Origin of the sequence: Chitinophaga ginsengisoli (genome assembly GCF_003014595.1) — a bacterium.
GTDB lineage: Bacteria > Bacteroidota > Bacteroidia > Chitinophagales > Chitinophagaceae > Chitinophaga > Chitinophaga ginsengisoli.
In genome coordinates this window covers 125,122-136,810 of the sequence record NZ_PYGK01000017.1, presented here as the reverse complement: position 1 = coordinate 136,810, position 11,689 = coordinate 125,122, and the positions used below count along the sequence as shown (strand labels likewise).

The window sequence follows — 11,689 nt, the reverse complement described above, 5'->3', positions numbered from 1 at the left end:
TGCTTATATTTTAAAATGATACGTTAATACTACCGGTGTAAGTAGGTCTTACTGATAAGTTGATATTTGGAGACTGGCCTGATTGAGCAGGATCCTGTCCTTTCAGCAACTTGTTGGTGATCGTGAACAGGTTCGTACCCGTAATACTGACATAGGCAGATGTAAAACCTAATCTCCGGATCATTTTGTCATCAAAGTTGTATTTGAAAGAGGCTGACTGCAATTTCAAATAGTTGGCACTTACCAGTCTTACATCCGAGTTGTCATACATGTCGTATACGCTGCCAGCAAATGAGTAGTTACTTGCAGGATAAATATTCCACCAGGGGTTATTCAGGTCGTTATTCGCCTGTAGTCCGGGAATGTTGGTATAATTTTCATCACCCGGGCGGCGCCATCTGCGCACGAATTCTTTGCGCAGGTTCTGTTGTGGATAAGCAATTGCAGATGCATACCCGGAGGCGATCTTCAGCATCCTGATCTTGTTGCCCAGGGAATAGGTCACATTGCAGGACAGACCGAAATTGCGCCAGGCAAAGTAGTTGGAGATGCCACCCTGTATAAAAGGCTCCCTGCGACCAGATTCGCTCATGACTGACAGGTATACATCTTCCTTTTTCATCTGGGAATACTGCTTATTGTACTCTTCAGCCTTTTCTGGTTCAGCACCGTAAAAGATAGGAGAACCATCCACAGGGCTCAGCCCTTTAAATTTATAGGAGTAAAAGGTATTGAGTGGTTTACCGGACAGCTGTACGGTACCATCGAGAAAGTTGTTATAGGTGATGTTGTCCACCAGTACATTATTCCTGTTATTGATAGCCCTGTTCAACACCTTATTCAGCACCTGGCCCAGCTGTGGGTCTATACGCCATACAAAACCACGTTTTGAACTGCTGCCCATAGCAGCATTATCAATAGCGCGTATAGACAAGGACACTTCTATACCTTTGTTTTCAAGCGTACCGCTGTTGATCACATATTTTTCTACACCGTTGACCTCAGAGACTGTTTTGTCAAGGAATGCATCTTTTGTTCTCTTATAGAAATATGCAAATGACCCGTTCAGTTTGCCCTTTAAGATTGAAAACTCCACACCCGCGTTAAAGGAAGACGTTTTCTCCCATTTCAGATCCGGGTTAGGATAATTTACAATATTGGAAGAAGTTTCATTATAGTATGGATTTGTACTCAAATTCTGCCTGATCACCATGTTGGCAGACTGACCGGGCAACATATTTCCCTGCCATCCCCATGATCCCTTGAGGGCCATGTCATTGATCCAGGCTACTTCTCTCAGTATATCATTTTTCATATTCCAGCGGCCAGACAATGCCCAGATAGGCAGGAAACGGTTGTTGGTCCTGGAACCAAATAAGTTTGATTGTTCACCCCTGATATGTACATTCAGCAAATACCTGTTATCATAGGAGTAACCTGCTGTTCCAAACCAGGCAAAGTCATTTGTAAGCTGGCGGTTAAAGTAACCCAAAGCAGGTTTGGTTGACATCCACTGCTGATAATATCCACTGTAGGTGGTAGGGATGATATCAAAGTACCCGCCCATTTCCCGGAAATAACCTCTCCTGGTGATATTGAATCCATTATATCCATTAGATTTTACTTCCACACCGCCGGTAGCTGTCAGGGCATGTTTGCCTGTTTTATCCAGTGTGGTCATGTAATTCACCTGCAGGCGGCCGGTATAATTCCTGTTGCGCGTATCTTGCTTTTGCAGTTCTCCGCCTACAGGTGCCAGGTCCCACCTGCTTGTCTGGTCAGCACGCAGCTTGAATATATAATAGGAATCCTTGGTATAGTACAACTCCCTGCTGTCGCTGCTCACCCCCACAGCAAAGGTACCTTCTACGTCCAATCCCCTCATCACCTTCCATCTTAACAAGGCCCTTACATTGGCAGATATAAGGTCAGAATGATCATTACTATTGTCCCGCTCATTCAGGATATTGAAATTATAATTGAGCAGGTTATTTGTCTGTGGATAATAGAATAAGCTGCCATCTGTATTGTAAGCCGGAATTGTACGGCTGGTGTTGTAGGCATAGTTCATGATTCCCAGGTCGGAGGGACTATAATTCCTTACCTGGTAGTTGCCATTGAATGCGATCTGCGCCATGAACTTCTTATAATCAGCAGTAACGTTCAGCATGGAGGAGTAGCGCTTGTTACCTTCTCCTTTGATCACACCCGTCTCGTTCAGATAACCGATGGAAGAGTAATACTTGATATCGTTTGATCCACCGGACAGGTTCAAGGTATGGTTCTGCATAAAAGCATCGTGTGTGAGCAACCCCATCCAGTCGGTGTTCACATTGGCATAGTAATCACTCAAACGCTTGAATTCTGTATAATCGGTTTTGCCTTCGTAGTAGTCCTGCAGGGCTCTTTCGTATCCTGACCATTGGGTTACGTTGTTATACTGCATGCCACGTTCCACCATTTCTTTGGACACATCCATACGCTCCCGGGAGGTCATCATATACATGCCCCTGTCAGAATATCTTGGCCGCCGGGTGTAACCGGATGACATGGAATACGATATCATGGGTTTACCTGGTTTCCCTTTTTTAGTCGTGATCACGATCACACCGTTGCCTGCTTTTGCCCCATACAAAGCCGTTGCGGAAGCATCTTTCAATACGTCGATCTGATCAATATCGTCAGGGTTCAGACCTGCTATCGCATTACCCAGCAGGTTCACAAAGTCGAGGTCGTTAATCTGCTGCGGATCTACATTTACAGGATCTGTCAGCACGATTCCATCAAGCACCCAGAGTGGTTCCCGGTTACCAAGAATGGTGGAGGTTCCTCTGATCCTCAGTTTGGGAGCAGCGCCCACCTGGCCGGAATTCTGCATGAACATCATGCCGGGTACCCTGCCTTCCAGCAACCTGTCAATGGTATTTACACCCGGTGTCCTGATATCATCCATTTTGATGGTGGTGACAGCACTGGTGAGATGACGCCTGTCTATTTTCAGGTAACCGGTGTTGACCACCACATTCACCTCATTAAGATCCGCAGCTGCCAGCGCCAGTGTGACTACCCTGGCCCGCTGGGCACCTATCTCCATATCCGCATACCCCAGCAGATGTATCTGCAACTTATCATTTGCATACTTACCCGGAATAGTGAATTCCCCATTCTTGTTTGTCCTGGTACCAAAATTGGTATTCTTGACCTTAATGGCAACAGCATCCAACGGCAATCCTGATTCGTTGGTGACGTGGCCTAGAACGTCGGATTGTAAAGCACCATCGTAACCCGCAGTGGGAGTGCTTTTTTCGGTGATAATAATCAGGCCATCCCTGATCTCAAAATTCAGCGGCTGTTCAGACAAGAGCTTTTGCAGAGCGCCAGAGAGGGACTCTTTTACCAGCTTCAGCGTGACCGGCTTTGTCTTTTTCAGAATGCGGTCATTGTAGCTGAAGTCATACTTTGTCTGTTTACTGATCTCTTCTGCCACCTGCACAAAAGGGGCATTCTTTACATTCAAGGTGACTGTCTGCGCCTTTAAAGACGCAAACAGTTGTAGGATCAGAAATGGGATAAGGATAGTAACAAACTTGTACGGGAAAGATAATGTGCTACCATTATTGTTCTCTGTAGAATGCTCACAGTATAGCACATGCCTTCCTCTGTCCCTGAGAAAAAGGAAATAGTCCATAAATGAAACAGTTGGTTTTTGGTTGATTATAAGTACAAGGATCCACCGCTGATGTCGTCTTTACGCCCAGCTCCAAATGGAAAGCCAATAAAATGATTTTGGTATTCTACTAATGCATTACTCTAATATGCCGCTCGTTCACTTCAAACTTTATATCCCCTATTTTTTCCAGTGCGTGCAGTACCGTTGACAATTTTTTATCTCTTCTTATAGATGCATGAATTTTAATATCTGCAGGCACTCCTTTGTAGTCCACATCCAGGTCATACCACCGTTCTATCTGGTGTAGTACTTCTACTAATGGTGTAGCTCTGAACCGGAATTCTCCATCTTTCCATGCAGTGTATAATGATACATCTACGGCTGCCACATCAAAATTTTCATTGTTCAGTACAGCCTGCTCACCGGGATGCAATTGTAATGATGCTGCTCCTCCCTTATTGTCTAATTTCACACTGCCGGTTACCAATGTGGTGACTATTCTATTTTCGTCCTGGTAACAGTTTATATTAAATTCAGTACCCAGTACTTTAATATCCTGGTTTGGTGTATGTACGACAAATGGCTGGGAAGCGTTGGCTGCTACTTCAAAATATGCTTCTCCATGTAGTGTCACACTACGGTCTTTTTCAGTAAATGTTGTTGGGTAGGACAGCGAAGAAGCGGCATTCAGCCAGACCTTCGTACCATCACTTAAGGTTACACGGTATTGTCCACCTCTTGGTGTGCTTAATGTTACATGCCGGACTACATCTTTTGCAGACAGGGTATCACCATCTTTATAGCGAATACTCCCTTTATCTACCACGATCTCTTCCTTCTCTCCATTCAATTGATATACTGCTCCATTTGATATAGTGAGGGTGGCGCGATTGGTACCTGGTGGTATATCAAGATTGGCAAATTGCGAGGTAGCAGGGTGTTGCCCCGCCATTTGACGGTATATATAAAACCCGGATGAAAGTATTAATAGTAATCCGGCTGCCGCAGCAGCACCCTTCCACCAGTACATCCGTTTATATTTTTGCGTAGATGTCGTCATACCCATTCGCCGCTCAATTCCCTGCCACGCAAAATCTTTAACAACAGTGGCTCTTGCTGCCAGCGGTGAAGGCACAGCTGACTCTTCTGACAGATAGGTTGTGAGTAAGGCATCCTGTTTTTCCTGGTTTTGCTGATCCTGGAAAAAATAATACAGATCAGACAATTCCTGTTCGGTAATTGTCTCTTCAATGTATTTTTTGAATAGTTCTTCTATATTATTGTTTTCCATCTTAGCAAACAGTCCTGTTAATGCCTAATTACATATAGATACACACGAGAAATAAAAAATAGCACCCCCGGAAAGATTATTTTTCAAAAAAAATTGGGAGTAGTACGGTAAGGATATAGATGTTTCTATATTTTAATATCTTTCTTAGTTGTTTATTAGCTTCTTGTATGTGATGATTGATGGCTGATGCACTGATATTTAACTGGCTGCTTATTTCCTGGTAGCTTAACCCATCCATTTTATGCATAATATATACCTCCCGTTGCCTGGGCGTTAGCTTATTTAATGCTGCCTGCAATAATTCTTTAGCGTCGGCTTGATTAAAAGATTCCTCTATAGGATTATGGCTTTCATCCGGGTTGATCTGCCTGCGCATCAGCTGGTCATATATGTTTCTTCTGTATACGTTCTTGGAAAGATTGGCTGCCATTTTATATAATAAAGCACCAAAACTCAGTTCAGGATTGATTGTCTGCCGGATTTCCCATATCTTAATAAACAAATCCTGCAGGATATCCTCTGCCAGTTCTTCTGAGCGTAGTAATTGTATAAGTCTCGCAGCCAGCCTCGGGGCATACATCTCATAGAGCCCTTTGAAAGCAAACTCATCCCCATCCCGCAGCCTGCGCAATAGCTCCTTCTCATCGCTGATGTGTATGATGTTCACTTTTTCTAAGTAATATTTCTTTGAAATTATAAAAAGTAAAAAATAAAAAGCTAAATTTTTATGAAGACTAGAAAGGAAGAGCTGGTTTTTCAAAAAAATTATAAAATTCTATAGACACGGTAATTTATTCTTATTATACTTTCCCATATTTACCTGGCATTCAAATGACCGATGTTATTAATAATCTAATATGCTATTGTTACCTGGAAGCTTATTGGGCCCGGTATTTCATATCCTCAATGCCCCCCTTACGCGCTTCCTGCTGCTGTTCATTATGATCTCCACAACCATACCAGCACTCAGCCTATGCCATGCCGATTCACTTAAAATGTACCGGCCACACCAAAGGATGACTATGTACAGGTAAAATTACATAATCATGGTACTTCTTAAATCTAATATACATTTATAAATTCAACTATATAAAAAGTGAGGGTAAGTTTATTTAATTTTTACCCCCTTTTTGAATCCCATAGACAATAGGATTAATCGATACGGAATAATTTATAACGTTAACTTATAAGATAATTTGCACTGATAAATCTATTTATGAAAGATAAATCTTCCATAAAGCGGTTCGAAATTTGTCCCTCGCAGCCCGCCAAGAAAATCTAAGCGATAGCGAAAAGTTTTTGAGTCTTCAGATGATATCTGAAGGCTTTTTTGTTTGCGGCAGCCTCTGATTAAATGATTTTGACTGTCAAAGGTCCGGGGGGTGAATCCTACATTTGTGATAGGTCGGATTGGAAATACGTGCAATGTCCATAATGCGTTGCCTACCGATCAGTATTGGCTCAAAGGTTGCGTTTTCACGTCCAAGATAAAAAATGCTCATGATTACTCCTTTATACCATACTGTTAGCCTGCTATCCCTGGTGATGGCAGTAAGGTACCTTAAAATTATCTCTATCGTCATAACCCGGCCCTCATTGTTTTGATCTTTACGGATTTCGGCCATGCTGTAATAGTAGGAACCACCAATTTTTTGGGGATGTAAAACACTAAATGTTATAAGGGGGAAGTAGAAGGTACCAATTCTATATGCACTTGTTCAAGACAGGCTAATACGTTTTACAGTGTTAGTGTGAGAAATTTTACGTATCACCCCAACTATGTCAACTGCCCAACTCCGTGAACTTGAGAAGGATGGTATGATTTATAGAGAGATATTTATAACTGTGCCCCCTACTGTCGAATACAGCATTACAAACCTTGGAAAGAGTGTGAAATGTATGATAAACAAGGTCAGGATGTGTGCCTGGGAACTGTGATTGTTATTATCGAGAGGATACCCACTGGCGATGAAGTAAGAAGGCACAATTTTGGAGTAAATCAGGCAATTTATCCGGATCAGGGATAGGATTAAGTGATTTGAAATTTAAAAATAGTTTCAATCGGGGAGTTGTATTATGTCTTGAGATGAATTACCTTCCACATTTTTTTTCCAGGCTGATATATAGGCCAACAGAGGGCAAAGACTTTTTCCAAAATCTGTGAGTGCATATTCTACCTTCTGTGGATGCTCCTTGTACTGTTTCCTGTTAATTAAGCCATCAGCTTCAAGTTCTCTCAGTTGTTCAGTTAATACTTTTCTTGATATAGAGGGTATCCGAACATTGATTTCCCCAAAACGCCTGGCATGCTTGGAAAGCACATGCAAAATAATCACTTTCCACCGTCCTCCGATCAGGGCTAACGTTTCTATAGCAGGACAGTCAGCATGATATAAGTTATTCCCCATAAGTTACTTTAAGGTTACCACTTTTTGTTCTGTTATCAAATAGCAAGTGATACTTTTCAAAATCAATATTACTTTCTTTGCGTAACAAAAGTAAATGATTATTGATCTTAAAGCAAAAATGATGATTTTAGTAACTGGAGCAACAGGTAATTTAGGTAAAGCCACCATTAATTCACTCTTAAACAATGGTACAGATGCAAAAGACATTGCTGCATTGATAAGAAATGAAACTAAGGGGACAGAATTGAAATCGAATGGAATTCAGGTGAAGCTTGGCAACTATCAGGATTTTGAGTCTTTGAGAAGTGCATTCCAGGGTGTGGAGAAGCTGTTGCTGGTATCTTCTTCATCGGATATAGTACACAGGTTTAACCAGCACAAAAATGTGATTGATGCAGCCAAGGAAGCTGGTGTCAGACATATCGTCTACACAGGCTTTGATATGAAAGATTTACAGCAAAGCACAATGGTTGATGATGTTCAATACCATACATACACAACTGATTATTTAAAACAAATGGCTGTTCCTTATACATTGATGAATAACACACTCTACGCTGATATGATTCCGATAATTTGTGGAAAAGATATTTTGAAGAACGGTATCTCCATCCCGGCAGGAGTTGGCAAAGTACCTTTTTTACCAATAACAGAAATGGCTGAAGCTTTAGCCGTTGTACTGACTACTCCGGGCCACGAAAATAAGGAATATACCATTGCTGCAGACACCGCTTTCTCCTTCGCAGAGATTGCTGACATAATATCAGGGATCACAGGGACAACGATAGCTCATAACCAAACTGAGGTAATGTCATATGTTGCGCAGCTTGTACAATTAGGGGCTTCTGAAGATGACGCAAAGTATCTGGCAAGGTTTGCTGGAGCGATAGCCAGAGGAGAATTCGAAACAAATAAAAGTGATGTGAAACAACTACTGGGCAGGGCTACAACCAGTTTACCAGATTTTTTAAGAAACATATATAGTAAGTAATTCTTATTCTTTAAAAAGGAACTTACTCAGTAAAAAATAATCACGGCGGAGAAAAATGTTGTGGATACCATCTACTCCACGGCCCGAAGTGTGTTTTGTACAAATAAGCGCCTTATCCAGCTTGACTCTAAAATAGTTGCTCCCTGACCTGGATAAAACATAGCGTTCTTCATGGTATTTGTGCAGGGGCTTTAGAATAGGTGCAGACGATTCATTGGGTATCTAGTTCCAAGATGCAAAATTATAGGCAAGCCGGCTTTTATATAAATTTGGAGTAATTTGTATAAAACATATCAATTTTGATCAAATCTTCAATTAATACGTTCAATAACTGTCCCTATGGTCCCGCAAGCTTTAAAAGCCTTCAATTCGAAAGAATTGGAGGCTTTTTTGTTATTAGTTATGCGTTGTTTGATCCCTTTTAATTTAAAACCCCAGTTATATGCTCTTACAAGCTTCTACATTTTTTGAATTCTATGCTGAATATCCTGTTACCAGTATTTTCATGCTACGTTCCAAGAGCGAACATGCCCAGATCATCAGGCAGGAGGCATTTTTGACAACTCCGTTGCTGCCTCTGAGTGAATACATAGATACGCATGGCAATATTTGTCAACGGACTATTTTACCAGCAGGAATTACTACTATTGAAAGTAGTGTGATCGCAGAGTGCGATATGCATATTGATGTGAATACGGATGCTGCATATGTAGCAATAGAAGATTTGCCGGATCATGTATTGCAATATCTGCTCCCCAGTAGGTATTGTGAAGCAGACAAGGTTGGAGCGCAGGCGATGGAGATTGTAAAGGATATACAATCAGCGTATGCACAGGTAGAAGCAATCCGGCAATGGTGTTATAGTAACCTGTATCGCCAGTATGGTACGACGAATAGTTCTACATCAGCTATGGACGTATTGGGTAGCAGAACGGGGGTATGCAGGGATTTTACCCATGTAGCGATATCGCTGTGTAGAAGTATAAACATACCAGCCAGGATGGTGGTGGGATATCTGTATGAATTAAAGCCGATGGATTTGCACGCGTGGTTTGAGGCATATGTTGGAAATCGATGGTATACTTTTGATGCGTTGATGGAGCAGCCGGTGGGAGGGCGGATTATTATGGCCTATGGGAGAGATGCAGCAGATGTGGCATTTGCTAGTCATTTTGGGGAGGTAGTGATGGTGAAGATGGAGGTGAAAGTGGAAGAGGTCAAATTAAGTTGAAACAATAAAGTGGCGAAAGTTGTAACCGGCTCGCCGCCAGAAAATCAGCCCACATGTTTTAAAGCCTTCAAGTCGAAAGATTTGAAGGCTTTTTTGATTTTGAGGGATTGAGAATTGAGATTGGATTGGCAGAAAATCCTATAGCCAAACCTTATCCGATCTTTTGTGCTACAGTCATATGTCTATAAATCTGGCATGCTGATTTTGAAGTTTCGCTAATCTTAGGAGCATTCTTAATCACCTTCTCCAAAAAGCTGCGATTGGCATCCCCCCATTGGTTCATGGCTTCAATAATAGGCATCAACGACCAGCCTATCTCTGTAAGCGAATACTCCACTTTAGGCGGCAGTTGCGGATAGGTTTTCTTCTCTATCATGCCATGTCCTTCCAATTCTTTGAGTTGTACATTCAATACTCTGCGGGTAGCACCGGGAAATAAACGTAGTATCTCGCTTGGACGCTTTACATCCATCGAAATAGCGCGGAGGATGGCTGGCTTCCATTTGCCATTCAGCACTTCCTTAGTCAGGTGCAATCCGCAATCTATTGTGAGGGGTGTTTTTCTTTCGTACATATGCTGCTCACTTTATTCAAAAATAGGCATTGTATTTTAATTCCTATATGGGATAAAATTATCCCTATGACATTAGTTTTTCCCATATTGTAACACTGGAGCATATGCTCGAAGTTTGCTAAAAAAAGCAATGGAAAATACTGTACAACTTCTGTTAGAGGAATATCAGATAGGTGATTTGAGATTGAAAAACCGCATGGTAATGGCCTCCCTTACACGTGGACGTGCCACCAATACAGGCCTGGTTCCGACACCATTGATGGCAAGGTATTATGCACAACGCGCTTCAGCGGGCTTAATTTTGAGTGAAGGCACCTGGGTGAATTCGAAGTCTATTGGTTTTATCAATGTGCCAGGCATTTATACGCAGGAACAGGTAGAAGGATGGAAACTGGTAACCGAGGCAGTACACAACAAAGGAGGATTAATCTTCTCTCAAATAGGACATATTGGTGCAGCATCTCATCCGGATTTTTTTGATGGTGAATTGCCCGCAGGCCCTTCCGCCATTAATCCGCAAAACCATTCTTATACCCCCCAGGGATTTAAAGATACACTAACGCCCCGCGAGTTCACCGTTGCTGAAATTAAACAAACTATACAGGATTACAGGCAGGCAGCTAAGAATGCCAAAGAGGCAGGATTTGATGGCATTGAAGTACATGCACAGGCTGGCATGTTAATTCCCCAGTTTCTAAGCCTGGCCACTAATCATCGCACCGATGAGTATGGAGGCAGTATTGAAAATCGTGCACGTATTATATTTGAAATCCTGGATGTTATCTTAGAAGTATGGGAAAGCACAAGGGTAGCCATCAAGTTTGCACCGGTCGCATATAACCATGTGGGCATCGTGACGCCGGACAAAGAAACCATCCCTATGTTCCAGTACATCCTTAAAAAACTGAATGATTACAATCTCGCTTTCCTGCACATTGTTGGACCTGCAGAAACTTTAACAGGTACACCGGTAGAAGCATTGCAGGATAATTATTTCAGCCATTTCCGCTATCACTACAGCGGCAGATTGATGGCTAATCTGGGCTTTACGCAGGAAAGCGGGAATGCCATCCTGAAAGAAGGTATAGCCGACCTGGTATCTTTTGGCGCACCATTCATTGCTAACCCCGATTTGCCAGTCCGCTTTAAATATAATTTGCCATTGTCAGCAATCAACCAGGATACATTGTATAGTGGAGATGAAAATGGATATACCGATTATCCTGAAGCGGTGTTTTAATACACCGTTTTAAAGCCTTCAAATCGAAAGATTTGGAGGCTTTTTGTTATCAAAAAGTTAAATACTGATCCCCTCAATAACTTCTTTTAGCAACACATACTCACTTCTTTGAGGTAATTTACCTGGTTGCCAGATCCCGTAGTACGGACTGATATATAAATTATGTATCTTTCGATTCGGGGGAATATAGAGCCCCGCATAAAGTTTTCCCGGCAGATCGAATTCAGCTTTAATTTAGTTATAAAGCTACTTTGCTTTAACCAGCCGTCAACAACGGATAACGT

The 11,689-nt window shown here is 42.0% G+C and carries 9 protein-coding genes; 4 read left to right on the top strand and 5 right to left on the bottom strand.

All coding sequences use genetic code 11. From position 1 onward, the window contains the following. Window positions 1-10: 10 nt before the first annotated feature. The 3 genes from CLV42_RS28530 to CLV42_RS28520 form a co-directional block, all read right to left on the bottom strand. On the bottom strand, window positions 11-3,688 hold the full coding sequence (locus tag CLV42_RS28530) for a SusC/RagA family TonB-linked outer membrane protein (RefSeq protein WP_106605349.1): 3,678 nt from the start codon (window positions 3,686-3,688) through the stop codon (window positions 11-13). Window positions 3,689-3,797: 109 nt separating this feature from the next. After that, window positions 3,798-4,961, bottom strand: a complete 1,164-nt coding sequence (locus CLV42_RS28525; protein WP_106605348.1) for a FecR family protein — start codon at window positions 4,959-4,961, stop codon at window positions 3,798-3,800. A 76-nt stretch (window positions 4,962-5,037) separates the two neighbouring features. Next, window positions 5,038-5,628, bottom strand: a complete 591-nt coding sequence (locus tag CLV42_RS28520) for an RNA polymerase sigma factor (protein WP_170117684.1) — start codon at window positions 5,626-5,628, stop codon at window positions 5,038-5,040. Between the two features lie 1,091 nt (window positions 5,629-6,719). Here CLV42_RS28520 and CLV42_RS34645 point away from each other — a divergent pair. Beyond that, window positions 6,720-6,899 carry a winged helix-turn-helix transcriptional regulator gene (locus tag CLV42_RS34645; RefSeq protein ID WP_394337227.1) on the top strand — a complete coding sequence of 60 codons (180 nt, stop codon included), beginning with the start codon at window positions 6,720-6,722 and terminating at the stop codon, window positions 6,897-6,899. Between the two features lie 119 nt (window positions 6,900-7,018). Here CLV42_RS34645 and CLV42_RS28505 read toward each other — a convergent pair whose 3' ends face one another. Beyond that, window positions 7,019-7,369, bottom strand: coding sequence for a winged helix-turn-helix transcriptional regulator (locus tag CLV42_RS28505; protein WP_106605344.1), 351 nt, complete (start codon window positions 7,367-7,369; stop codon window positions 7,019-7,021). Between the two features lie 94 nt (window positions 7,370-7,463). On the opposite strand from CLV42_RS28505, the gene CLV42_RS28500 reads away from it, so the two are divergent. Continuing rightward, entirely contained in the window at window positions 7,464-8,360 is an 897-nt protein-coding gene (locus CLV42_RS28500; protein WP_245901757.1) for an SDR family oxidoreductase, read from the top strand. 442 nt (window positions 8,361-8,802) lie between these two features. Then, complete coding sequence (locus tag CLV42_RS28495) at window positions 8,803-9,591, top strand: transglutaminase-like domain-containing protein (RefSeq protein ID WP_106605343.1); 789 nt, start codon at window positions 8,803-8,805, stop codon at window positions 9,589-9,591. 151 nt (window positions 9,592-9,742) lie between these two features. Here the strand turns inward: CLV42_RS28495 and CLV42_RS28490 are convergent, their stop codons facing one another. Continuing rightward, window positions 9,743-10,165: a winged helix-turn-helix transcriptional regulator gene (locus tag CLV42_RS28490; protein WP_106605342.1), complete on the bottom strand. Its 423-nt coding sequence runs from the start codon at window positions 10,163-10,165 to the stop codon at window positions 9,743-9,745. Window positions 10,166-10,295: 130 nt separating this feature from the next. Here CLV42_RS28490 and CLV42_RS28485 point away from each other — a divergent pair, with 130 nt between their 5' ends. Further along, complete coding sequence (locus CLV42_RS28485; RefSeq protein WP_106605341.1) at window positions 10,296-11,405, top strand: alkene reductase; 1,110 nt, start codon at window positions 10,296-10,298, stop codon at window positions 11,403-11,405. The last annotated feature ends 284 nt before the right edge of the window (window positions 11,406-11,689 follow it).

Bases quoted from the DNA above. Each gene is read 5' to 3' on its own strand.
- CLV42_RS28530 (WP_106605349.1), bottom strand. From the start codon at position 3,688: ATGGACTATTTCCTTTTTCTCAGGGACAGAGGAAGGCATGTGCTATAC.
- CLV42_RS28525 (WP_106605348.1), bottom strand. From the start codon at position 4,961: ATGGAAAACAATAATATAGAAGAACTATTCAAAAAATACATTGAAGAG.
- CLV42_RS28505 (WP_106605344.1), bottom strand. From the start codon at position 7,369: ATGGGGAATAACTTATATCATGCTGACTGTCCTGCTATAGAAACGTTA.
- CLV42_RS28500 (WP_245901757.1), top strand. From the start codon at position 7,464: ATGATTATTGATCTTAAAGCAAAAATGATGATTTTAGTAACTGGAGCA.
- CLV42_RS28495 (WP_106605343.1), top strand. From the start codon at position 8,803: ATGCTCTTACAAGCTTCTACATTTTTTGAATTCTATGCTGAATATCCT.
- CLV42_RS28490 (WP_106605342.1), bottom strand. From the start codon at position 10,165: ATGTACGAAAGAAAAACACCCCTCACAATAGATTGCGGATTGCACCTG.
- CLV42_RS28485 (WP_106605341.1), top strand. From the start codon at position 10,296: ATGGAAAATACTGTACAACTTCTGTTAGAGGAATATCAGATAGGTGAT.